This is a genomic window from Citrobacter sp. CK202 (genome assembly GCF_030333225.1).
Taxonomy (GTDB): Bacteria; Pseudomonadota; Gammaproteobacteria; order Enterobacterales; family Enterobacteriaceae; genus Citrobacter_B; species Citrobacter_B koseri.
The window spans coordinates 287536-311089 of sequence record NZ_JAOWGI010000028.1 but is presented as its reverse complement, the minus strand read 5'-3'; the positions used below and the strand labels follow the sequence as shown (position 1 = coordinate 311089).

Below are 23554 nucleotides of genomic sequence, written 5' to 3'. Positions count from 1 at the left end.
AAGGTTTCTGAACCGGAAGAATGACCGGAAATAGTCAAGCCGCAAGAATATCACGGCGGTGACGGACAGAATAGCGGAACGGAAAATGTCCAGGATAATTCCTGGAATGATATCAGGGGCTTTCGAGGGCAGGCGCCGCTCTCAGCGTCGGGCAAAGCAGATACATTTCCAACAAGATGGCGACGTAATCTCGCGCTTCTTTTTTCAGATCAAAGGATTGCGGCGCAAAGAGCCAGTTTTCCATGATGCCGGAAATATAGCCGCGCATTAATATTGCCGCACGGCGCGTCATCAGGTTTCCCGGGAGCATTTTTGCTTTAATACAATGTGTTAGCGTTTGTTCAATGCGATCATAGCTTTCCACGCAGATGCTTCGCTGCGCCTGTTGCACTACCGCCATTTCACCCACGAATTCGCATTTGTGGAATATAATTTCCATCAATAAACGTCGGCGCTCTTCCGTCACGGTTGCTTCAAGAAGATGGACTAAAATTTCTCTTAATACTGATAGTGGATCGTCGGGGAATTTTGCCTGATACTCAATCTCAAGCTCACCAATATTGGATTCTGATAGCTCCCAGATTTCACTGAATAAATCCGACTTGTTTTTGAAGTGCCAATAGATTGCACCGCGTGTGACGCCAGCGGCTTTTGCAATCTCCGCGAGCGAAGTGGATGATACCCCTTGTCGCGAGAACAAACGCAGAGCTACATCCAGGATGTGTTGCCGAGTTTCCTGTGCTTGTTGTTTGGTTTTTCGTGCCATATGTCGGTGAATTTACAGGCGTTAGATTTACATACATTTGTGGATGTATGTACCATAGCACGACGATAATATAAACGCAGCAATGGGTTTGTGGACTTTTGACCATTGATCAATTTGAAATCGGACACTCGAGGTTTACATATGAACAAAAACAGAGGGTTTACGCCTCTGGCGGTCGTTCTGATGCTCTCAGGCAGCTTAGCGCTAACAGGATGTGACGACAAACAGGCCCAACAAGGTGGTCAGCAGATGCCAGAAGTTGGGGTTGTGACGCTCAAAACTGAACCTCTACAGATCACTACTGAACTCCCGGGTCGCACCAATGCATACCGTATTGCGGAAGTTCGTCCTCAGGTAAGCGGAATTATCCTGAAACGTAACTTTACGGAAGGCGGCGACATTGAAGCGGGTGTGTCTCTCTATCAGATTGATCCTGCGACTTACCAGGCGGCTTACGAAAGCGCCAAAGGCGATCTCGCTAAAGCGCAGGCGGCTGCAAATATCGCTCAGTTAACGGTTAAACGTTATCAGAAACTGTTGGGTACGAAATACATCAGCCAACAAGACTACGATAGCGCGCTGGCAGATGCGCAACAGGCGAATGCGTCTGTTGTGGCGGCAAAAGCGGCCGTTGAAACCGCACGCATTAATCTGGCGTATACCAAAGTGACCTCCCCGATTAACGGCCGTATCGGTAAATCATCCGTAACGGAAGGCGCACTGGTACAAAACGGCCAGGCTACCGCCCTCGCGACAGTACAGCAACTCGACCCGATCTATGTGGATGTAACGCAGTCAAGCAACGACTTCCTGCGCCTGAAACAGGAGCTGGCGAGCGGCAAACTGAAGCAAGAGAACGGCAAAGCGAAAGTCGAGCTGGTCACCAGCGACGGCATTACCTATCCGCAATCCGGTACGCTTGAGTTTTCTGACGTCACCGTCGACCAAACCACCGGTTCTATTACGTTACGCGCAATCTTCCCTAACCCGGACCATACCTTACTGCCTGGTATGTTTGTTCGCGCACGTCTGGAAGAAGGCACCAATCCTGATGCATTGCTGGTTCCCCAGCAGGGCGTTACCCGTACGCCACGCGGTGATGCCAGTGCGTTGGTTGTCGGCGCCGATGACAAAGTGGAAACCCGTCAGATCGTCGCAAACCAGGCGATTGGCGATAAGTGGTTAGTCACTGATGGACTCAAATCGGGCGATCGCGTGATTGTTACCGGGCTGCAAAAAGTGCGTCCTGGCGCGCAGGTTAAAGCGCAGGAAGTCACCGCGGATAATGAACAGCAAGCCGCAAGCGCTAACCCGTCTGAACAGTCTAAGTCTTAACTTAAACAGGAGCCGTTAAGACATGCCTAATTTCTTTATCGATCGCCCTATATTTGCGTGGGTGATCGCCATTATCATCATGTTGGCAGGGGGCCTCGCGATCCTCAAACTGCCGGTAGCGCAATATCCAACGATTGCGCCGCCCGCAGTGACGATCTCCGCGACTTACCCTGGCGCTGATGCGAAAACCGTGCAGGACACGGTGACGCAGGTTATCGAACAGAACATGAACGGTATCGATAACCTGATGTACATGTCCTCAAACAGTGACTCCACGGGTACCGTGCAGATCACCCTGACCTTCGAATCCGGTACGGATGCAGATATCGCGCAGGTTCAGGTGCAGAACAAACTGCAACTGGCCATGCCGCTGCTTCCTCAGGAGGTTCAACAGCAGGGTGTGAGCGTTGAGAAATCATCCAGCAGCTTCCTGATGGTTGTGGGCGTCATTAACACCGACGGCACCATGACCCAAGAGGATATCTCTGACTACGTTGCGGCGAACATGAAAGACGCCATCAGCCGTACGTCAGGTGTGGGTGACGTGCAGCTGTTTGGTTCACAGTACGCGATGCGTATCTGGATGGACCCAACGAAGCTGAACAACTTCCAGCTCACGCCAGTGGATGTGATTAACGCGATCAAAGCGCAGAACGCCCAGGTTGCGGCCGGTCAGCTTGGCGGTACGCCGCCGGTGAAAGGCCAGCAACTGAACGCCTCCATCATCGCACAAACGCGTCTGACCTCTACGGAAGAGTTCGGTAAAATTCTGCTGAAAGTGAACCAGGACGGCTCCCAGGTTCGCCTGCGCGATGTAGCAAGAATTGAACTGGGCGGTGAGAACTACGACATCATTGCGAAGTTCAACGGACAGCCTGCGTCTGGTCTGGGGATCAAGCTGGCGACCGGTGCGAACGCGCTGGATACCGCAAACGCCATCCGTGCAGAACTGAAGAAGATGGAACCGTTCTTCCCGTCAGGGATGAAGATCGTTTACCCGTATGACACCACCCCGTTCGTGACGATCTCCATTCACGAAGTGGTGAAAACGCTGGTAGAAGCCATCATCCTCGTGTTCCTGGTCATGTACCTGTTCCTGCAAAACTTCCGCGCGACGTTGATTCCGACAATCGCGGTGCCGGTGGTGCTGTTAGGGACATTCGCCGTGCTTTCGGCGTTCGGTTTCTCGATAAACACGCTAACAATGTTCGGGATGGTGCTCGCCATCGGCCTGTTGGTGGATGACGCCATCGTGGTGGTAGAGAACGTTGAGCGTGTAATGTCCGAAGAAGGATTGCCGCCGAAAGAAGCCACGCGAAAATCAATGGGCCAGATTCAGGGCGCGCTGGTGGGTATCGCGATGGTGCTGTCAGCGGTATTTATCCCGATGGCCTTCTTCGGCGGGTCTACAGGGGCTATTTATCGTCAGTTCTCCATCACCATTGTGTCCGCAATGGCGCTGTCAGTGCTGGTGGCACTGATCCTGACGCCAGCCCTGTGCGCCACCATGCTTAAGCCGGTTGCCAAAGGCAGCCACGGGTCAACCAAAGGTTTCTTTGGCTGGTTCAACAACATGTTCGAGAAGAGCACGCACCACTACACCGACAGCGTAGGCAACATCCTGCGCAGCACCGGTCGTTATCTGCTGCTCTATCTGATCATCGTTGTCGGCATGGCTTACCTGTTCGTTCGTCTGCCAAGCTCCTTCTTGCCGGACGAGGACCAGGGGGTCTTCCTGAGCATGGCGCAGTTGCCAGCGGGCGCAACCCAGGAGCGTACGCAGAAAGTTCTCGATGAGATGACCGACTATTATCTCACCAAAGAGAAAGATAACGTTGAATCCGTCTTTGCGGTTAACGGCTTTGGTTTTGCTGGTCGTGGTCAGAACACCGGTATCGCGTTCGTCTCGTTGAAAGACTGGGCCGACCGTCCGGGGGATGAGAATAAAGTCGATGCGATCACCGGTCGCGCGATGGGCGCATTCTCCCAGATTAAAGATGCGATGGTGTTCGCCTTTAACCTGCCAGCGATTGTCGAACTGGGTACGGCAACGGGCTTCGACTTCCAGTTGATTGACCAGGGCGGCCTCGGCCATGAAAAACTGACGCAGGCGCGTAACCAGCTGTTTGGCGAAGTGGCAAAACACCCGGATCTGCTGGTCGGCGTTCGTCCGAACGGTCTGGAAGATACGCCGCAGTTCAAGGTCGATATCGATCAGGAAAAAGCGCAGGCGCTGGGTGTTTCCATTAGCGATATTAACACGACGCTGGGCGCAGCATGGGGCGGCAGCTATGTGAACGACTTCATCGACCGTGGTCGTGTGAAGAAAGTTTACGTCATGTCTGAAGCGAAATACCGTATGTTGCCGGAAGATATCGGAAACTGGTATGTGCGCGGTAGCGATGGTCAGATGGTGCCGTTCTCGGCCTTCTCCTCCTCGCGCTGGGAATACGGTTCACCGCGTCTGGAACGCTATAACGGTCTGCCTTCAATGGAAATCCTCGGCCAGGCGGCACCAGGTAAGAGTACCGGTGAAGCAATGGCGATGATGGAAGAGCTGGCAAGCAAACTGCCATCCGGCATCGGCTATGACTGGACCGGGATGTCTTATCAGGAACGACTGTCCGGCAACCAGGCGCCTGCCCTGTACGCCATTTCACTGATCGTGGTCTTCCTGTGTCTGGCGGCGCTGTATGAGAGCTGGTCTATTCCGTTCTCCGTTATGCTGGTGGTGCCGCTCGGGGTTATCGGCGCGCTGCTGGCGGCAACCTTCCGTGGCCTGACCAACGACGTTTACTTCCAGGTGGGCCTGCTCACAACCATTGGGTTGTCGGCGAAGAACGCGATACTTATCGTCGAATTCGCCAAAGACTTAATGGATAAAGAAGGCAAAGGTCTGATAGAAGCAACGCTGGAAGCGGTACGTATGCGTTTACGCCCGATCCTGATGACGTCTCTGGCGTTTATCCTCGGTGTTATGCCGCTGGTTATCAGCTCTGGCGCAGGTTCCGGCGCGCAGAACGCTGTGGGCACCGGTGTAATGGGCGGGATGGTCACCGCAACGGTTCTGGCTATCTTCTTCGTTCCGGTCTTCTTTGTGGTGGTACGCCGCCGCTTTAGCCGCAAGAGCGAAGACATTGAGCACAGCCATTCGGTAGAGCATCATTGATTCATCTCCTGTGAAAAGGCCGCGCAAGCGGCCTTTTTTCTGGATAAAAATCATAAAAAGCGCTTATTGTTAGTTTGTTTATTCACCGTAGAATAAATAAGACATATAATCCCCAGCGTGCTAAAGGCTATTCTTAGAGAGTCTGGTCATTTCTTATTTTTTCCGTTAATTAAGAAATCATTAAGATTATTCCTGGTATATCGTGAGTGTAACAGCCTTCTTAACAATCGTTGTTAGCACAAATGACGATAACTCAATGATTGCAAAAACAATAAAAAGATCGCCTCATTTCAGGCATCGTCTTTTACGGTTAAAATGTAAAATTGTGTTGGGGCAACATACTTTTACCTAATTGTAATTTTTCGTAATAGGACGATGAAATCTTTTTTAGAGTGGATTATAGTTAAAACATCAGGAGAAGAGCGCAAGTTCCAGGTCAGTTAGTTGTATCCATCCCGAAAGGTGTTCGGTTAGTTCAAGCCACTAAGAAGGGGATGCGTTATGGATGAGTACTCACCCAAAAGACATGATATCGCACAGCTTAAATTTCTCTGTGAAACCCTGTATCATGACTGTCTTGCAAACCTTGAAGAAAGCAACCACGGTTGGGTTAATGACCCTACTTCGGCAATCAATCTTCAGCTCAATGAACTGATAGAGCATATTGCAACCTTCGCACTTAATTATAAAATTAAGTATAATGAGGACAATAAGCTGATTGCACAGATAGATGAATATCTGGATGACACCTTTATGTTGTTCAGCAGTTACGGCATTAATGCGCAGGATCTGCAAAAATGGCGAAAATCAGGAAACCGCCTGTTTCGCTGCTTCGTCAATGCCACCAGGGCGAATCCTGTTAGCTTGTCATGTTAAAAATTATTACAATCATAGGTAAGATTTATGTCCGATAAACCATTAACGAAAACAGATTATTTGATGCGTTTACGACGCTGCCAGACAATAGACACGCTGGAACGTGTAATAGAGAAAAATAAATATGAATTGTCTGACAATGAATTGGCTGTATTTTACTCAGCAGCAGATCACCGTCTTGCAGAATTGACGATGAATAAGCTCTACGACAAGATTCCCACCTCCGTGTGGAAATTCATTCGCTAATTTTTGCATAACGCTATGGAGAATACGTTCGTTCTGCCTGACCGAGGGTTTCCCTGTATTTACCGTTAATTCCTATTTTACGTCTCGTGATTTAGATCACATCAAGGCAACGGGAACGTTCCCTTAAAAGGCGTTGCGCTTTACTGTACTGCGGCAGTTAATCCACAAACAGAAGAGTGCATAATGAGCGAAGAAAAGCAGAAGATGATTGCCGGTGAGTTATATTGCCCGGCCGATGAGACATTGCGCAACGACCGCCTGCGGGCGCGCCAGTTGCTTCATCGATACAACCACTCCGCACCGGACGAGAAGAATGCGCGACAGGCTATTCTGAGCGACCTGCTAGGCCAGAGCGACGGTGCGTATATTGAACCCTCCTTCCGCTGTGATTACGGTTACAATATTTACCTCGGCAAAGCATTTTACGCTAACTTCGACTGTGTGATGCTGGATGTCTGCCCGATTCATATCGGCGACAATTGTATGCTCGCGCCTGGCGTGCATATCTATACGGCGACGCACCCGCTGGATGCCACAGAACGCAATAGCGGTAAGGAACTGGGTAAACCTGTAACCATCGGGAATAATGTCTGGATCGGCGGTCGCGCCGTGATTAACCCTGGCGTCACCATTGGCGATAACGCCGTTATCGCATCAGGCGCCGTCGTGACCAAAAGCGTTCCGGCCAACGTTGTGGTCGGTGGAAATCCCGCGCGAATCATTAAAACGCTGTAAAGCGAATTGTAACTGTTATGATAAATTGTGGTTAATCTGTTACTTTTTTCATGAAGTTCGCCCTTCTAAAATGGGCTGTTCCCTGAATGTTACAGAAATCACAAAGGCAAATGATGACAGAAATACAGCGCCTGCTGACGGAAACGATTGACGATCTCAATGCTCGCGAGAAACGCGACAACAGACCGCGTTTCAGTATTAGTTTTATTCGCAAACATCCGGGGCTGTTTATTGGCATGTATATCGCCTGGTTTGCCACGCTGGCTGTCATGCTGCAATCAGACACGCTGGTGGATTCAGTGTGGCTGCTGGTCGTATTATTCGTCCTGTTGAATGGTTTTTTCTTTTTTGATGTCGCCCCGCGTTATCGCTACGAGGATATCGACGTGCTGGATTTCAGGGTTTGCTATAACGGAGAATGGTATAACACGCGCTTCGTTCCCCCTGCGCTGATCCACGCTATTCTTCAGTCACCGCATGTTGGCAGCGACCAGAAAGCACAATTACAGAAGATGATAACGCGTAAAGGCGAACTCTCTTTCTACGATGTTTTCACGCTCACTCGCACAGAAACAAGCCACTAGTTTTCTCACTGTTGCAGATGTAAAAAGTGCGTACCGTCCCTGGCACGCACTGTAGTCCCTGCAATGTTGGCAAATCATTAACGTCTTTTTTTACGACCCTGCACCGCTTTAAAACGTGGATTGGATTTGCAGATCACATATAAACGCCCTTTGCGTTTAACTATCTGGCAGTCCGGGTGCCGCTGCTTTGCGCTACGCAATGAATTCAGTACCTGCATCTTATCCTCGCTTAGCGCCAATAAAATTTCCGAAACGTTTCTGGAAACGTGCTGCGCTGCCTTCGTTATCAAAGGTTTTTTGTTTTCCGGTGTAATAAGGGTGTGATTTAGAAGACACCTCAATGGTGACATACGGATAGGTCACGCCCTCAAGCTCAATCTCACGCTCGGTTTTGATCGTTGACCCCACCTTAAAGTATTCATTCGCACTGGTATCGTGGAACACCACGGTGCGATAGGCAGGATGGATATTCGGTTTCATGACAGCCTCAATATTATGTTATAACGTAACAATAAAATACGCCACAAATTGCCGCTTTTCAACCCTCATGATGATGTGGTTATCTTTCAACATTGTACGTTTTAAGTCGAAACAAGCCCTTATTGAGCCAGAAAGAGCAAAAGCAGTTAGAATAACGTGATTAAACGAAGGGCTTTTTTACGTTCAGATATACTCGCCATATGCTGCATCAATAAGGATATCACCGTGACAACACGACATTTGGTCAGCCTGGTCACAGGGGTGCTCATTCTGTCTGTCCTTGCCCCTGTGGGATTAAGCCTCTGGCTCGCTCATCGCCAGGTTGAAAAGAAATTTATTGAGGAACTTAACGTCTATTCATCACGCGTAGCCTTACGCGCTGACAAAGTTGCCTCCCAGAGCAAACTGGCGTTAGACCAGCTAAACGCCTTTCGCGGTACGCCTTGTAGTAATGCGCATTTACTGACAATGCGCCGAATATCTTACAGTCTGCGCTACATTCAGGAAGTGCTATACCTCGACCAAAATATGCCTGTTTGCTCATCGCTGGAGCAAAAAAGCGCCCCCTTCGTTTTCCCCAAACCGGAAAAAATCACCCAGGACGGCTACCGCATATGGCTTACCTCGCAAAATGATTTAGGGCTCAAGCGCTTTATGGTCGCTGTGGGTAAAGGACACTATGTGGTCATGATGGACCCCGCCTCCTTCATTGATGTGATCCCATTTAGTTCATGGCATATTGATGCCGCTATTATTGGCGAAGCAAATAACATCGTGGCCGCCAGTAGCAATCGGCTCGATCCCGACATTATTCGACAATTGCAGCAGTCGCCCGGTCAATACCGGGAAGATCGCAACAGTGTCTACACAATTCAGCGCTCTCCTGAAATGAACATCGCCATCGTGACCTGGGCCTCCACGCTGCCGCTACAAAAGAACTGGTATCGCCAGGCTTTTACCTGGCTGCCGCTGGGGATGATGGCGAGCCTGCTGGCGGCGGCGTTTATTCTGCGCATTCTTCGCCGCTTACAATCACCACGCCACCGTTTACTGGACGCCATCCATAACCGTGATATTAAGGTGCATTATCAGCCGATTATTTCGCTGAGTAGCGGGAAGATAGCAGGCGCGGAAGCGCTGGCTCGCTGGCCGCAAACCGACGGCAGCTACCTTTCGCCGGAAATGTTTATTCCCCTCGCAGAACAAACGGGGCTTTCCGAACCGCTCACCCACCTGATTTTAGAGACCGTTTTTGAGGAGATGGGAACATGGCTGCGACAACACCCTGAGCAGCACATTTCTATCAATATTGAGGCAACGACCCTTGCGTCAGAGAAACTTCCGGTACATCTCAGCCAGTTGCTTAACCGGAGTCAGATTTCACCGTCGCAAATCGCGCTGGAGCTGACCGAGCGTGAGTTTGCCGATCCCAAAACCAGCGCGCCAGTCATTGCCAGATACCGCAAAGCTGGTCACGCGATTTATCTTGATGACTTTGGCACTGGCTATTCCAGTCTTTGCTACTTACAGAATCTGGACGTGGATATTCTGAAGATCGACAAGTCCTTTGTTGATGCGCTGGCCTACAAAAATGTGACGCCGCATATTATTGAAATGGCGAAAACGCTGAAGCTGAAAATGGTGGCGGAAGGTATTGAAACGACGCATCAGGAGGACTGGTTACGCCAGCACGGCGTGCAGTATGGTCAGGGATGGCTTTACAGCAAAGCGCTGCCCGCCGCAGAATTTATTTTGTGGGCGGAAAAACGGATTTAGAATGGGGACGGCTGGCGGCACGCCGCACAGCCTGTCGCTTCAGTCATCCAGAATGGGAGAGAATCCGCCGTAAATCATGCGCTTGCCATCAAAAGGCATGGCATCGCCAAACTCCTTCATTCGTGGGTCTGACATCATTTTCTGATTCGCCGCGTCGCGAACCTCTTTCGAAGGGTATTCAATCCAGCTAAACACCACCTCTTCGTGATCTTCCGCTTTCACCGCCATACGAAAGTCGGTCAATTTGCCGTCCGGCACATCATCAGCCCAACACTCAACGACGCGTAACGCCCCAAACTCTTTAAAGAGAGGAGCCGCTTTTGCCGCCATTTCCCGATACGCCTCCTTGTTTTCAGCAGGTACGGCAACCACAAAACCATCAACATACTTCATGAGAAAAACCTCCGAAGCGTACTGCGCGGCAAGCCAATTCTGGCCGCGTCAGTCGTTGTTAAGTCTAGTCGCCATCGCGTTACTCTGCTGTGGGCGAATGACGAACCCGAATGCGGGCCCGGGGCTGATAGCGAAACCACGGCAAGCAGATCTGAATCAGCGGCCCGATAGCCAGCGCATACAATACCGTACCGACGCCCAGCGTCCCCCCCAGCAACCAGCCGCTCAGCAATACCGAAACTTCAATCGCCGTACGGATGGCGCGTACCGACCAACCGGTGCGCGCGTGAATCCCGGTCATCAGGCCATCTCGCGGGCCTGCGCCGAAACCGGCCCCAATATACATGCTGGTCGCCAGCGCGTTGACCACTACAGCGGAGATCAACAGAACACTGCGGACCAGCAACGACTCAAAAGCGGGCAGTACGGCCAGCGCAACATCCGCCGCCAGCCCAATAACGATCACGTTGCTGATGGTACCAAGACCCGGTCGTTGGCGCAGCGGAATCCACAGTAATAACACCAGCACGCCAACGGCGATAATCACCATGCCAATGTTCATTGACAGCAAATTCGCCACGCCAAGGTGGAAAACGTTCCACGGATCGGCCCCTAAGTCCGCACGCACAAACATTGCAGTCGATACGCCATAAAGAGCCAGACCGGTATACAGTTGAATCAGACGACGCAGCATTCTTCCATTCTCCCCGTTCAGATACCTTTCATCTTCACCGCAATTGGCACTATGATTAATGTCCAGTTTTAAAAAAGTGGACTGCTATGTCATCACGCCGCTATGGAAGCCAGTCTCTTCAGCGCCTGCTTGGGCACTGGCAGGAGACTCCCTCACGTACTCCTGTCTGGCGTCAGCTGGCGGAGGCCCTGCGTCTGCTGATTCTTGATGGCCGACTGGCGCTCGATAGCCGACTGCCCGGCGAACGCGAACTGGCCGCCGTATTGAAGATCAGCCGAACCACCGTCGCCAGCGCAATGGCGCAACTTCGGGAAGAAGGTTATCTGGAAAGCCGTCAGGGTAGCGGCTCGCGGGTGATCTTACCGGATGCCATTCACCCTGTGCCCACGCGCGGTGGAGCCAATATGGCATTGGATCTCTCTACCGCCGCGCTCAGCGCAGGCCCTGAAATTCACCAGGCTTACCAGCAGGCGCTTTGCGCAATGCCGCAGCATCTGCTGAGTTCCGGGTATCTGCCGCAAGGCCTGCTCTCTTTACGTGAATCTATCGCCCGGCACTATTGCGAGCGCGGCTTGCCAACCCGCCCTGATGAAATCATGGTGGTCAATGGCGCCGTGAGCGGGCTGGCGCTGCTCCTGCGACTCCTGACGGGCCCGGGCGATCGCGTGGTGGTGGATCACCCGACCTACCCGCTCGCAATCGCCGCGATTCAGGGAGCCTCCTGTCGCCCCGTTGGCGTCTCATTGCCCGAACAGGGTTGGGACACCGCCGGTCTGATGGCGACCATTGCGCAAACCGCGCCGAGAATGGCTTATCTGATGCCGGATTTCCATAATCCCACCGGGCGCTGTATGGATGCCGCCACGCGGCAAGCGGTCGCGGATATTGCCGCCAGAACGCATACCACGCTGGTTGTGGACGAGACGATGGTTAATTTGTGGTACAACGCCCCGCCGCCGCCCCCACTCGCGCATTACAATGCCGACGCGCCGATTATTATGCTGGGATCGGCAGGAAAAAGTTTCTGGGGCGGGTTGCGTCTGGGGTGGGTTCGCGCCTCATCACGGACAATCGCCGCGCTGGTACAAACCCGGGATACGTTTGATTTAGGATCGCCGGTACTGGAGCAGTTAGCGACCGGCTGGCTGCTTGATAATGCCGCCAGCTTTCTTCCTGACAGACGGCAGTTGCTGTCCCAACGACGCGACCTGTGTTGTGAACTGATGCACGCGCATTTTCCTGAATGGCGCTTCAGGCAGCCGCAGGGCGGGCTCTCTTTTTGGGTGGAGTTACCCGACACGCTGGCCACGCTCTTTGCAACGCGCGCCGAAAGCGAAGGGATTCAACTGGGCACCGGTACGCGTTTTGGCCTCGCGGGTGCGTTTGATCGTTTCTTACGTATGCCGTTCACCCTGCCGGATGAAACACTGCGATCGGCTTTTCAGACATTACAGCCGATATGGGACAACCTGCGCTCACAAAACAGCGCAGGGAAAATACGCAAAATTATCTAATATGGCCTGTCATCGTCGTTTTATTGCTGGCGTGGGACGGGGAAACCTTTCAGGGAAATAATGAAGTTCTCGCCGTCTTTCTTTATTTTTGCCCCGGCATCGCACCAGTCGGAGGCAATACGAAAGAATTCATCACTACCAACATTCCAGTTAAGACGAACATGCTTCACATAGCCGGAACGCAGTAATTCGCAGGCTTCGCCATAATTACTGGCGATTGAGAGTTGTTGTTTCATTTTTTCTTCTTGAGTAATCTGCGTAATGCTTTGATTTCTTTAGGAGTAAGCGGCTCATCTACGGATTCTTCCGTATGCTGACTGTCGATATCACTCGCCGAGACTCCCGCCTCTTCTGCGGCCTCAAATGCAATCAGCAGCAGTTTTTCTGTGGTGATACTTAAGTTCTCATTATTTGCTTCGGCATAATGGCGAAGCTTCTCTTTTAACGTCTCATCGATTTTGACATTTAGTACAGCAGTAGCCATCGTAAAGAGTCCTTGTAAACAGGCAAAACACGTCGTGTGCGACACAGCTATCGTCACCGCGTGAATATCAGGGCACAAACTGATTAATAACGTCCCGATAACACTCTGCCAGCATTTGATGACAAAATAATGACGTTAATATGACAAGAGGAGGAAAATGAAGAGGTTGCCGGACGGCAGAATTGGGTGGGGGCCCTGCCAGCTACATCCCGGCACACACGTCATCTGCTCTGGCTGCTTCCTTCCGGACCTGACCTGGTAAACAGAGTAGCGTTGCGGGAGAACCAACAGAGCCCCCATTGAGAGCGTTGTTAACCAACGCGCAGGCGCATTATCACTGCTGGCCCCTGTAAATGCAACCCATCCAACATCGGATGCTGTTTTCTTGCGCAATGAGGCTTCACTCCCCGGCGGTTCACGATTATGCTGGAAGATTATCGCAGGAATGAATGATGGACAGACAAGACACTTTCCCCCAACGCGTCTGGCAAATCGTGGCCTCAATCCCCGAAGGGTTTGTCACGACTTATGGCGACGTCGCCCGCCTCGCCGGTTCACCTCGTGCCGCGCGTCAGGTCGGCGGCGTATTAAAACGATTGCCGGAAGGCAGCACCCTCCCCTGGCATCGGGTCGTGAATCGTCATGGCGCCATCTCCCTGACCGGGCCAGACCTGCAACGCCAACGTCAGGCGTTACTGTCAGAAGGCGTGGTGGTCTCGGGGAGTGGACAAATCGATATGCAACGATATCGCTGGATTTATTAACCCTCTCCGGCCGGAGAGGGTTGTCCTGTGAGAGCTTAGTACTGTGTCGGCGCCGGTACGGCGGAAGACGGGTTCACCTGCGTCGGTGACGTTGACGGTACGGTTGTCGCTGCGCCGCCGCTGGCCTGAACAGGCACTGCCGTTTGCTGAACCGGCACCAGCGTCAGATCCGCTTTCGTGCCGCCCTGATTAATGACTGGCTGTACGGTATCGGTGATAAAGACCAGTTTGTCATTAATCGTCACGGCGGCGCTCAACAGAATCCGCGCATTTGGCTGGATGTCAGCCGGGTTAAACGGCAGTACAAAGCTAAATGGCGACTGTTTCCCCTCGGTGCGCACCGCCTTCTGCGATAGCACTTTCGACGGCGCATCCGCCAGTGAGGCATCAGACAGCGTCACGGTCAGTACGGCATCCGGTGGCAGGGCCACTTTCTGACGGATCCAGACGGTACCGGAGACATTAGGTTGCTGAATAGTTGACTGTGTAGCCACGCCAGAAGTATTTGGGTCAGGCGCAGGCGTCTGGATATCTGCGCTTCTGTCTGCGCAGGCTGCCAGAGCAACCGCAACCGCTAAACCACTTACCATGTGCACGAGTTTCATTAAATTCTCCTTATCATCAATGCATCAGCGGGAGGTGCTTTACCCGCCGGAAGAGTGGTTAACAAAGACATAACGTGACTAAGTGTGGCATATCTCACTTATTTTTGCCTGGAATTAGTCCATAATTCAGACTATTGCACCCATCGGACCACTTTCAAAATTGCGTTATACTCTGCCTACCTCGCTTCGGCGCCGTTGTTACCTGGAGAGCACGTATGAGTCAGGCACTGAATAATTTGCTGTCATTGTTAGATCTGGAAAAAATTGAAGAAGGACTCTTTCGGGGCCAAAGTGAAGACTTAGGATTACGTCAGGTTTTTGGTGGTCAGGTGGTCGGTCAGGCGCTGTATGCCGCCAAAGAGACCGTACCTGAACAACGTCTGGTTCACTCTTTTCACAGCTACTTTCTGCGCCCCGGCGACAGCCTGAAGCCCATTATTTACGATGTGGAAGTTCTGCGCGACGGCAACAGTTTCAGCGCGCGTCGCGTCGCCGCCATCCAGAACGGGAAGCCTATTTTCTATATGACAGCCTCCTTCCAGGCGCCGGAAGAGGGATTTGAGCATCAGAAAACCATGCCGGACGCCCCTGCGCCGGAAACGCTGCAATCGGAGACGGAGATCGCCCGTTCATTGGCGCATCTGCTGCCGCCCGTGCTGAAAGAAAAATTTATCAGCGACCGCCCGCTGGAGATCCGCCCGGTGGAGTTCCACAACCCGTTAAAAGGCCACGTTGCGAACCCGACGCGCCAGGTCTGGATCCGCGCCAACGGTACGATACCGGATGATATCCGCATTCATCAGTATCTGCTGGGTTATGCTTCCGATCTGAATTTCCTGCCCGTCGCGCTGCAACCCTACGGCATCGGCTTCCTGGAAAAAGGTCTGCAAATTGCCACGATCGACCATTCAATGTGGTTCCATCGCCCTTTCAACATGAACGAATGGTTGCTGTACAGCGTAGAGAGCACCTCGGCTTCCAGCGCCCGTGGTTTTGTTCGTGGGGAGTTTTACACGCGGGATGGCGTGATGGTCGCGTCGACCGTTCAGGAAGGCGTGATGCGCAATCGCAATTGAAAATGGCCGAATGGCGACGCACAAGCGTCGCCTCCGGCCTGTTGATGATCAGGCGTTATACGCATTCTCGCCGTGGCTGTTGACGTCCAGACCTTCGCGCTCCTGCTCTTCCGGTACGCGCAGCCCAACGGTGATATCCGCCAGTTTGTAGCCGATAAACGCCACTACGCCAGACCAGACGATGGTGATAGCGATACTCTCCAGCTGTACCAGCAGCTGATGCCCCATCGTTACGCCTTCGGCAAACCCTACACCGCCGAGCGTGGTGGATGCAAAGATCCCGGTCAGGATACACCCAACGATGCCGCAAACGCCGTGGATGCCAAACACATCGCAAGGATCGTCCACACGCAGCAGACGTTTAAGCATCGTCACGCCCCACAGACCCGCCAGCCCCGCAACGACACCGAGAATCAACGCGCCGCCGACGCCAATGTAACCACAGGCTGGCGTTATGCCGACCAGTCCCGCGATAGCGCCGGAGCAGGCGCCCAGCAGAGACGGTTTACCGCGCAGCGCCCACTCGCCGAAAATCCACCCCAGAATAGCGGCAGCCGTTGCCACCACGGTGTTAACAAAGGCCAGTGCAGCAATCTCGTTCGCCATGCCCGCCGACCCGGCGTTAAAGCCAAACCAGCCGATATAGAGGATCGCGGTGCCGGTGAAAACCATCGGCAGGTTATGGGGTTTGAACGCCTCTTTACCAAAGCCGACGCGTTTGCCAATCAGATAAGCGCCCACAAGACCAGCAATCGCCGCATTGATATGCACGACCGTACCGCCCGCAAAATCCAGCGCGCCGTGAGAAGCCAGCAAACCGCCGCCCCAGACCATATGCGCAATCGGGATATAGGAGAGCGTCAGCCACACCACCACGAAAATCAGTACCGCAGAGAAGCGGATACGTTCAGCCAGCGCCCCCACGATCAGCCCGACGGTAATGCAGGCGAAAGAGCCCTGGAAAGCAACGTGAATATACTGGTAGAAACTGCCCATCACTGCCGTGAGTTCAATATTTTTCAGCATCACCCAGTTGAAGTCGCCAAAGAAGTTGTTCCCCTCGCCAAAGGCCAGCGAATAGCCGTAAACAACCCACAAAATACAGACCAGCGCGAAGGTGACGGCAACCTGCGTCAACATCGACAGCACGTTCTTTCCACGGATCAATCCGCCATAGAACAGAGCAATGCCCGGAATGGTCATGAACAGCACCAGCGCGGTGCAAATCATCATAAAGGCATTGTCGGCTTTATCCACAACCGCCGGAGCCGCCATTGCCAGACCTGGAAGCAAAGCCAGTGAAGCAAGGCCAGTTTTCATCGTTGCTATCTTCATCTTTTCATTCCCTATCACTGTGTGCCAGGAGTTACAGTGCCGCTTCGTCGGCTTCGCCGGTACGAATACGAATGACACGTTGCAGCTCAGCGACAAAAATTTTGCCGTCGCCAATTTTTCCGGTGTAGGCCGCCTTGCTGATGACCTCAATGACTTCATCAAGCTGGTCGTCGGCAATCGCCACATCAATCTTCACTTTGGGCAGGAAGTTGACGCTGTATTCCGCACCGCGGTACAGCTCGGCATGACCTTTCTGACGCCCGAAGCCTTTCACTTCGGTGACTGTCAGCCCTTGAATACCAATCGAAGACAGTGCTTCACGGACGTCTTCCAGTTTGAACGGTTTGATTACCACGGTAACCAGCTTCATAGATCCCCTCCTGTCAGAATTCGATAATGTCTGCCGCTTCACGACAGGGATATTGCAAGGGGTGTGCCAGAAATGAAAAACGCGGGATAATTCAGGCTTGTAGGGTGCGGCAGGGGAAGGAAAAGAAAAAACGCACTATAACGGTGCATGGTACGTTACATTTTTGCACCAGATTGTTGATTGCCGGATGGCGGCGTAAGCACCTTATTCGGCCTACAAGAGCGCATTGTCCGTAGGCCTGATAAGCGCAGCGCCATCAGGCGCTGAGCGATTCCTCACGCGCGCTGGCCGCCAGCTCTTCACCGGCAAGCTGTAGTTGGTACATCTGCCAGTAACGCCCTTGCGCTTCGAGCAGTTGTTGATGCGTACCGCGCTCGACCGCCTGCCCGCGATGCAGCACCAGAATGGTGTCCGCATCAACAATGGTTGACAGGCGATGTGCAATCACCACCAGCGTGGTGTGTTCACGCACTGCCGCCAGCGCTTGCTGAATCGCCTGCTCAGTACCGGAGTCAATGCTGGCGGTGGCTTCATCCAGAATCAGAACCTGCGGCGTATCAACCAGCACCCGCGCCAGCGCCAGCAGTTGTTTCTGCCCGACGGACAGATTATTGCCCTGCTCGCCCAGCCGGGTGTGGATACCCTCGCTCAGACTACGCGCCAGCTCCGCCAGTTGCACAGTTTCCAGCGCCTGCCAGACCTGTTCCTCAGAAATATCGCGCCCCAGCGTGACGTTTGCCAGGAACGTATCCGCCATCACCACCGGGTCCTGCTGCACCATCGCGACTCCCTGACGTAAAACCCCGTGGCTCAACGTTGACAGCGAACGACCGTCAAGGCGAATGTCTCCCTGTGTAAGCGGGTAATACCCCATCAGCAGGCTGGCGAGGGTACTCTTGCCGCTGCCGGTATGCCCGACCAGCGCCACAAAGCTGCGCGACGGAACGGAGAGCGTAATGTTTTGCAGCACCAGATTGTCGTCACGGTAGGCGAAGGAGACGTCATCAACGTCAATCCTGCCCGACTGCAACGGGCGCTCATCCCGACCATAATCCTGGCGTGGGCCGTCCATCAGTTCGAATACGCGCTCCCCCGCCACCGCAGCCTGTTGCAACATCGACTGTTGGGTCGTCAGTTCAATCAATGGCTCGTTCAGACGCCCCAGATAGCTGATAAAGGCGTACAACACCCCGACTTCAATGGTGCCGCGCGAGGTAAAGCTAAACAGCATCAGTAATCCGCAGAGGATCAGCGCGGAAAAAAGGCTGAGCAGCGGGCGCAATAAAAAGCCGTCCAGTCGCAGGGTCTGCATCCGCGCCATATAGTGCGAGCGGCTGGCCTCCCCCATTCTCTCGCCGAACCGCGCCTGCTGGCGGAACTGCTGAATGACGCTCATGCCGTTAATGACCTCATTGAAGCCATCATTGATGTCCGCCAGATATGCCCGCACGCGGCGCACAATCGGCGTGCTATAGCGCTGGTAAATCACCATCACCACCAGCACCGCCGGGAAAATCGCCATCGCGACCAGCGCCATCCGCCAGTCGAGGCTGAACATGGCGACCAGCATCGCGCCAATTAACGCCGCGCTACGCAGCACCGTCGCCACGACCGTAACGTAAAGGTCGCGGATGACTTCCGTATCATTGGTCACGCGAGAGATCAGTTGCCCCACCGGCTGCGTGTCGAAGGCGCTCAGTGGCTGGCGCAAAGCGGCATCCATCACATCGGTACGCAGCTGTTGCACTACGCCGACGGCCGCCTGATTAAACAACAGCGACTGCGCATAATGCAGCCCCGCCGCCAGAAACTGTAAGCCAATGTACGCCGCCACCAGCCCCGCGACCATGCCCAGCGGCAGGTGGCTCTTCGCGACCATATTGTCGATAAAGTAGCTGATAAGTAACGGGCCGCTGACTTCCGCCGCCGCCGCGATCCACAGCATCACCACGGCGATAGCAAGCGGTTTACGCCACGGCGAACCATACGCCAGCAGCCTTTTCAGGGTCGGCCATAACTGTCCAAAACTACGCATCTGCCGTCTCCTCGTTGATTTCAGGAGCGTCAGTCAGCGCCGCCTCCAGTTGCTGATAGCGATACATATCGCGATACCAGCCCGTTTGCAGCACTAATTCATCGTGATCGCCACGCTGGGCGATATGGCCATGCTGCATCACGATAATCTCGTTGGCTTCCGTCAGAGCGGATAAGCGGTGCGCGCTAATAATCACGGTGCGCCCCTCTCCCCACTGGCGTAAATTATGCAGAATCTGGTGTTCGGTACGGCCATCCACCGCCGACAGCGCATCATCCAGAATCAGGATTTCCGCATTGAGCAGTAACGCGCGCGCAATAGAAATGCGCTGTTTTTGCCCGCCGGACAGCATGACGCCGCGTTCGCCCACTTCGGTGTCATATCCTTGAGGCAGACGCAAAATATCCTCATGCACGCTGGCCAGCCGCGCCACCTGTTCAATCTCTTCCTGCGTCGCGTTTGGGCGCCCCAGCGCGATGTTATTGCCGACCGTGTCGGAGAACAGGAATGGCGTCTGGCTGACGACCGCCAGGCGACTGCGCCAGCTATCAAGCTGCAAGCGCGTCAGCGGAATATCATGAAAACGGATATCCCCCTGCGTAATATCGAAATGGCGCTGAATAAGCGAAAGAAGAGTGCTTTTCCCCGCGCCCGTCGGCCCGCAGATCCCCAGCATCTGCCCTGGCTCAAGCTGGAATTGTACATTTTCCAGCGCCGGATGCGCGGTTTGCGGGTAGCTGAATTCACGAATGGAGACCGTCAGCGCTCCCCGACCTTCCGGCACCGTCTCCATTCCGTCGTTGACGACCGGCGCTTCCGCCAGCATCGCGCGGATACGGCTGTACGCTGCGCTACCGCGTTCCACAATGTTAAACATCCAGGCCAGCGCTAACATAGGCCAGATCATCAGCCCGAGGTACATCATAAAGCTGGTCAGTTCCCCAAGCGTCAGCGTACCGTGCACTACCATCCAGCTTCCGCCGCCGATGGCGAGCAGATTAGCCATGCCGATGGCAATATAAATCGTGGGATCAAAACGGGCGTCGATACGCGCTACCCGCATGTTTTTCTTCCCGGTATCTTCCGCGTCCGCCGCAAACAGCGACGACTGTCGATCTTCAAGGCCAAAAGCTTTGATCATGCGAATGCTGGTCAGGCTCTCCTGGGTACGATCGTTCAGGCTGGAAAATGCCGCCTGTGCCAGTTTGAAGCGGTTATGCAAACGGTCGCCGTAGCGCTTGATCATCAGCGCCATAATCGGCATAGGCAGCAGCGCGAACAGCGTCAGTTGCCAACTGAGCTGCGTTGACATCACGATCAGCACGGCGCAGCCCATCACCAGTGAATCCACCAGCGTGAGCACCCCTTCCCCGGCGGCAAAGACGACACGATCGACGTCGTTAGTCGCGCGCGCCATTAAGTCGCCGGTGCGGTGTCGCAGATAAAATTCCGGGTGCTGGCGACTGAGCTGGCGGTAGTAATCTTCACGCAGTTCAACCGCCAGTTGATAAGAGGCGCCGAACAGCAGCACGCGCCAGACATAGCGCAACAAATAGACGATTACCGCAATCATGGCCATCGTGCCCACCCACATCAATACCTGACCGGTAGTGAAATGTTGCGCAGTGACGCCATCCACAACGATCCCGACCACTTTGGGCGGGATCAGCTGAAGGACAGCGATAATGATAAGCAAGGCCACGGCGCCGAGATAGCGACGCCACTCCCGACGGAAGTACCAGCTTAATTGAGCAAATAATCGCACGCGTTATATCCTGACATGATTTCCGGCAATATTTTCCGGGAGAATTATTCAATAGGCAGAGCGGTTGTGTACTTAATCTGTTCCATCGCAAAGCTCGACGTTACGTCTGACAATCCCGGAACACTGTTCACCAGACGTTTGTAGAAGTCGTCATAACGCTTCATATCTGCTACCTGAACCCGCATCAGATAGTCGTATTCCCCGGCCATACGCCAGAACCCCAGCACTTCCGGCATTTCGGTGACCACCGTCACGAAGCGGCTGTACCATTCACTGCTGTGATGCTGGGTTTTGATCAGTACGAACGCCGTTAACCCCAGACCCAATTTCTCTGGGTCCAGCAGCGCGACTTTACCGAGGAGAATGCCGTCGTCTTCCAGACGTTTCAGCCGTTTCCAGCAGGGTGTGGTGGTCAGATTAACGGCATCGGCCAGCGCCTGCAAAGAGAGGGTGCAGTCCTGCTGCAACAAAAGCAGCAGCTTACGGTCAATTTTATCTAACATACCCACCCCACAGAGAAGATTTTTCTCCTTACATTCTATTTTAAAGGTGAAATGGCAACAATTTTTTCCGTGCTTTTCGCTAATCTGGGCACAAAATGACAAATGGAAATTAATGATGAATAGCACCTGGGTTAAAAACGCCATTAATGAAATTAACGCTGACTATCAGCGTTCAGCCGACACGCATCTGATCCGGTTGTCGCTACCGGCGTTTCCGGGCATCCAGATCTACCTGAAGGATGAAAGCACCCATCCGACCGGCAGCCTGAAGCACCGTCTGGCGCGTTCATTGTTCCTGTATGGGTTGTGTAACGGCTGGATTAAAGAAAACACAACCATTATTGAATCCTCCTCCGGTTCAACGGCGGTTTCCGAAGCCTGGTTCGCCCGACTGCTCGGCCTGCCGTTTATCGCGGTAATGCCTTCCTGCACGGCAAAACGCAAAATCGAACAAATTGCGTTTTATGGCGGTCGCTGCCACTTTGTCGAAAGCGCCTGCGAGATTTACGCCGCCTCCGAGCAGCTGGCGCGCGAGCTGGACGGTCACTATATGGATCAGTTCACCTATGCTGAACGCGCCACCGACTGGCGCGGCAATAATAATATCGCCGACAGTATTTTCCATCAGATGCAGCGTGAGCCGAATCCGGTGCCGAAGCATATCGTGATGAGCGCGGGGACAGGCGGCACGTCAGCGACAATTGGCCGCTATATTCGCTGTCATGGGTATGACACGCGCCTGATGGTGGTTGACCCGGAAAACTCGGTCTTCCTGCCCTACTGGCAGGATCGCGACGCCACATTGCGCAGCCCGGTGGGCAGCAAAATTGAGGGGATTGGCCGCCCGCGCGTGGAACCTTCCTTCATCCCGGATGTGGTGGACGAAATGCTGCGCGTACCTGACGCCGCCAGCGTCGCGACCGCGCACTGGCTGGAAACGCAGCTGGGCCGTAAAGTGGGCGCCTCCACCGGCACTAATATGTGGGGAACGTTGCAGATTGCGGCCAGAATGCGCGACGCCGGAGAGACCGGTTCTCTCGTCACGCTGCTGTGTGACAGCGGCGAACGCTATCTCGACACCTATTACAATCCCCAGTGGGTTAACGATCACATTGGCGATTTAGCGCCGTGGCAGGCGGAAATTGCCCAACTGCTGAACGTCCGTTAAGCGGCATAAAAAAAGCCAGGCTTTACGGGCCTGGCTTGCTGGAAAGGATCGCTCATTCGGGGGAATAAGGTAGATGCGGATTATCCAGCCAATGCGTTAAAAAGTGAGAGACCGCCTGATTACGACAATGGCCAATCACTGAAAGATGAGGCAGTTCAGCGATCAGTTGCGGCATCGCGTTGCCCATAATCAAACCACGTCCCACGCTCTCCAGCATTTCGCGATCGTTCATCGCATCGCCAAACGCCATGCATTCCGTCAGCGACAGCCCCAAATGGTCGCTTAATACCGCCAGCGCGGAACCTTTATTACAGCCGAGCGGCAGCACTTCCAGACAATCCACAGCGGAAAAGCAGAGATTCGCCCGCTCGCCCAGCGCCTCATTCAGTTGAATACGCAGCCGGATCAGATCGTCGTGATCGCCACAGAAACAGATCTTAGTGACCTGGTGGGCCGGGATACGTTTGACATCCACGATCTGATAGTGGAACCCGCTGTAGACATGCGCCTGTAATAGCGCGGGGATCGCGCTCCCCGTAAACCAGCCGTTATCGTTGAATACGTGCATACTGGCCCGGGTATCCCACGCCTGGTGCAATACGCGATCCGCAATGGCGGGGTCCAGATCCTGGCGATGCAGCATATCGCCTTCCTGCGAGTGAATGCGCGTCCCGTTGCCGGTTATCAAAAACGCATCCATTGAGATGGACCCCAGAATATGCCGCATTTCCAGCACATGCCGACCGGTCGCAAACGTCAAAGTGATATCGCGTTCACGCAGACGCGCCAGCGTTGCAAGGGTCTCATGACCCAGATGGTGGTTTGGCATCAAAAGCGTGCCATCCATATCAAATGCAGCCAGACGAGCCATCTCTTTCTCC

At 53.6% G+C, this 23554-nt stretch carries 24 protein-coding genes, 1 other RNA gene and 1 pseudogene; 11 read left to right on the top strand and 15 right to left on the bottom strand.

Going from position 1 to position 23554, the window contains the following annotated elements; translation table 11 throughout:
* Positions 1 to 112 precede the first annotated feature (112 nt).
* Positions 113 to 766 carry a multidrug efflux transporter transcriptional repressor AcrR gene (acrR, locus tag OGX84_RS17565; protein WP_012133511.1) on the bottom strand — a complete coding sequence of 218 codons (654 nt, stop codon included), beginning with the start codon at positions 764 to 766 and terminating at the stop codon, positions 113 to 115.
* A gap of 141 nt (positions 767 to 907) precedes the next feature.
* On the opposite strand from acrR, the gene acrA reads away from it, so the two are divergent.
* The 6 genes from acrA to OGX84_RS17535 all read left to right on the top strand — a co-directional run bounded on the left by acrA (position 908) and on the right by OGX84_RS17535 (position 7711).
* On the top strand, positions 908 to 2101 hold the full coding sequence (acrA, locus tag OGX84_RS17560) for a multidrug efflux RND transporter periplasmic adaptor subunit AcrA (protein WP_047458420.1): 1194 nt from the start codon (positions 908 to 910) through the stop codon (positions 2099 to 2101).
* A gap of 22 nt (positions 2102 to 2123) precedes the next feature.
* The gene (acrB, locus tag OGX84_RS17555) at positions 2124 to 5270 is read left to right on the top strand and encodes an efflux RND transporter permease AcrB (RefSeq protein ID WP_012133513.1); all 3147 of its coding nucleotides are present in this window, start codon (positions 2124 to 2126) and stop codon (positions 5268 to 5270) included.
* A gap of 501 nt (positions 5271 to 5771) precedes the next feature.
* Positions 5772 to 6146: an Hha toxicity modulator TomB gene (tomB, locus tag OGX84_RS17550; RefSeq protein ID WP_012133514.1), complete on the top strand. Its 375-nt coding sequence runs from the start codon at positions 5772 to 5774 to the stop codon at positions 6144 to 6146.
* Positions 6147 to 6173: 27 nt separating this feature from the next.
* The gene (hha, locus tag OGX84_RS17545) at positions 6174 to 6392 is read left to right on the top strand and encodes a hemolysin expression-modulating protein Hha (protein WP_002892050.1); all 219 of its coding nucleotides are present in this window, start codon (positions 6174 to 6176) and stop codon (positions 6390 to 6392) included.
* 183 nt (positions 6393 to 6575) lie between these two features.
* Positions 6576 to 7127, top strand: coding sequence for a maltose O-acetyltransferase (gene maa, locus OGX84_RS17540; protein WP_012133515.1), 552 nt, complete (start codon positions 6576 to 6578; stop codon positions 7125 to 7127).
* A 113-nt stretch (positions 7128 to 7240) separates the two neighbouring features.
* Positions 7241 to 7711 (top strand): YlaC family protein, encoded by a 471-nt coding sequence (locus OGX84_RS17535; protein ID WP_024130587.1) that lies wholly within the window; start codon positions 7241 to 7243, stop codon positions 7709 to 7711.
* A 77-nt stretch (positions 7712 to 7788) separates the two neighbouring features.
* On the opposite strand, the gene ykgO is transcribed toward OGX84_RS17535, so the two are convergent.
* Both ykgO and OGX84_RS17525 read right to left on the bottom strand, forming a co-directional pair.
* Positions 7789 to 7929: a type B 50S ribosomal protein L36 gene (ykgO, locus tag OGX84_RS17530; RefSeq protein ID WP_003859006.1), complete on the bottom strand. Its 141-nt coding sequence runs from the start codon at positions 7927 to 7929 to the stop codon at positions 7789 to 7791.
* 1 nt (position 7930) lies between these two features.
* Positions 7931 to 8191 carry a type B 50S ribosomal protein L31 gene (locus tag OGX84_RS17525; RefSeq protein ID WP_012133519.1) on the bottom strand — a complete coding sequence of 87 codons (261 nt, stop codon included), beginning with the start codon at positions 8189 to 8191 and terminating at the stop codon, positions 7931 to 7933.
* 225 nt (positions 8192 to 8416) lie between these two features.
* On the opposite strand from OGX84_RS17525, the gene pdeB reads away from it, so the two are divergent.
* A complete protein-coding gene (pdeB, locus tag OGX84_RS17520; protein WP_112002131.1) occupies positions 8417 to 9967 on the top strand; it encodes a cyclic di-3',5'-guanosine monophosphate phosphodiesterase PdeB in 1551 nt (516 codons plus the stop codon).
* Between the two features lie 39 nt (positions 9968 to 10006).
* Here the strand turns inward: pdeB and OGX84_RS17515 are convergent, their stop codons facing one another.
* The gene (locus OGX84_RS17515) at positions 10007 to 10360 is read right to left on the bottom strand and encodes a DUF1428 domain-containing protein (RefSeq protein WP_012133521.1); all 354 of its coding nucleotides are present in this window, start codon (positions 10358 to 10360) and stop codon (positions 10007 to 10009) included.
* A gap of 79 nt (positions 10361 to 10439) precedes the next feature.
* A complete protein-coding gene (gene yczE, locus OGX84_RS17510) occupies positions 10440 to 11054 on the bottom strand; it encodes a membrane protein YczE (RefSeq protein WP_112002130.1) in 615 nt (204 codons plus the stop codon).
* An 86-nt stretch (positions 11055 to 11140) separates the two neighbouring features.
* Here yczE and yczR point away from each other — a divergent pair, with 86 nt between their 5' ends.
* Positions 11141 to 12568, top strand: a complete 1428-nt coding sequence (yczR, locus tag OGX84_RS17505; RefSeq protein ID WP_104868984.1) for a MocR-like transcription factor YczR — start codon at positions 11141 to 11143, stop codon at positions 12566 to 12568.
* A gap of 20 nt (positions 12569 to 12588) precedes the next feature.
* Here yczR and OGX84_RS17500 read toward each other — a convergent pair whose 3' ends face one another.
* The 3 genes from OGX84_RS17500 to ffs form a co-directional block, all read right to left on the bottom strand.
* Positions 12589 to 12804 carry a hypothetical protein gene (locus tag OGX84_RS17500; RefSeq protein ID WP_012133524.1) on the bottom strand — a complete coding sequence of 72 codons (216 nt, stop codon included), beginning with the start codon at positions 12802 to 12804 and terminating at the stop codon, positions 12589 to 12591.
* Entirely contained in the window at positions 12801 to 13052 is a 252-nt protein-coding gene (locus OGX84_RS17495; RefSeq protein ID WP_012133525.1) for a hypothetical protein, read from the bottom strand. The genes OGX84_RS17500 and OGX84_RS17495 overlap by 4 nt, the downstream gene beginning before the upstream one ends.
* A gap of 193 nt (positions 13053 to 13245) precedes the next feature.
* An RNA gene (gene ffs / locus OGX84_RS17490) (signal recognition particle sRNA small type) lies at positions 13246 to 13342 on the bottom strand.
* Between the two features lie 84 nt (positions 13343 to 13426).
* Here ffs and OGX84_RS17485 point away from each other — a divergent pair.
* Positions 13427 to 13816 (top strand): annotated as a pseudogene (locus tag OGX84_RS17485) (MGMT family protein).
* Positions 13817 to 13851: 35 nt separating this feature from the next.
* On the opposite strand, the gene OGX84_RS17480 reads toward OGX84_RS17485, so the two are convergent.
* Positions 13852 to 14421 (bottom strand): YbaY family lipoprotein, encoded by a 570-nt coding sequence (locus OGX84_RS17480; RefSeq protein WP_012133527.1) that lies wholly within the window; start codon positions 14419 to 14421, stop codon positions 13852 to 13854.
* A gap of 215 nt (positions 14422 to 14636) precedes the next feature.
* Here OGX84_RS17480 and tesB point away from each other — a divergent pair, with 215 nt between their 5' ends.
* A complete protein-coding gene (gene tesB / locus OGX84_RS17475) occupies positions 14637 to 15497 on the top strand; it encodes an acyl-CoA thioesterase II (protein ID WP_012133528.1) in 861 nt (286 codons plus the stop codon).
* A 48-nt stretch (positions 15498 to 15545) separates the two neighbouring features.
* Here tesB and amtB read toward each other — a convergent pair whose 3' ends face one another.
* From amtB to decR, 5 genes are all read right to left on the bottom strand, one after another.
* The gene (gene amtB / locus OGX84_RS17470; protein WP_024130590.1) at positions 15546 to 16832 is read right to left on the bottom strand and encodes an ammonium transporter AmtB; all 1287 of its coding nucleotides are present in this window, start codon (positions 16830 to 16832) and stop codon (positions 15546 to 15548) included.
* A 31-nt stretch (positions 16833 to 16863) separates the two neighbouring features.
* A complete protein-coding gene (glnK, locus tag OGX84_RS17465; protein WP_012133530.1) occupies positions 16864 to 17202 on the bottom strand; it encodes a P-II family nitrogen regulator in 339 nt (112 codons plus the stop codon).
* 256 nt (positions 17203 to 17458) lie between these two features.
* Positions 17459 to 19237, bottom strand: a complete 1779-nt coding sequence (locus OGX84_RS17460) for a SmdB family multidrug efflux ABC transporter permease/ATP-binding protein (RefSeq protein WP_104868986.1) — start codon at positions 19235 to 19237, stop codon at positions 17459 to 17461.
* A complete protein-coding gene (locus OGX84_RS17455) occupies positions 19230 to 21002 on the bottom strand; it encodes a SmdA family multidrug ABC transporter permease/ATP-binding protein (protein ID WP_200023587.1) in 1773 nt (590 codons plus the stop codon). The genes OGX84_RS17460 and OGX84_RS17455 overlap by 8 nt, the downstream gene beginning before the upstream one ends.
* Before the next feature lie 44 nt (positions 21003 to 21046).
* Positions 21047 to 21505: a DNA-binding transcriptional regulator DecR gene (decR, locus tag OGX84_RS17450; protein ID WP_012133534.1), complete on the bottom strand. Its 459-nt coding sequence runs from the start codon at positions 21503 to 21505 to the stop codon at positions 21047 to 21049.
* A gap of 112 nt (positions 21506 to 21617) precedes the next feature.
* Between decR and OGX84_RS17445 the strand changes: the two genes are divergently transcribed.
* Complete coding sequence (locus OGX84_RS17445; RefSeq protein WP_104868988.1) at positions 21618 to 22673, top strand: PLP-dependent cysteine synthase family protein; 1056 nt, start codon at positions 21618 to 21620, stop codon at positions 22671 to 22673.
* Between the two features lie 52 nt (positions 22674 to 22725).
* Here the strand turns inward: OGX84_RS17445 and cof are convergent, their stop codons facing one another.
* Positions 22726 to 23544, bottom strand: coding sequence for an HMP-PP phosphatase (cof, locus tag OGX84_RS17440; protein ID WP_101743912.1), 819 nt, complete (start codon positions 23542 to 23544; stop codon positions 22726 to 22728).
* Positions 23545 to 23554: the final 10 nt, after the last annotated feature.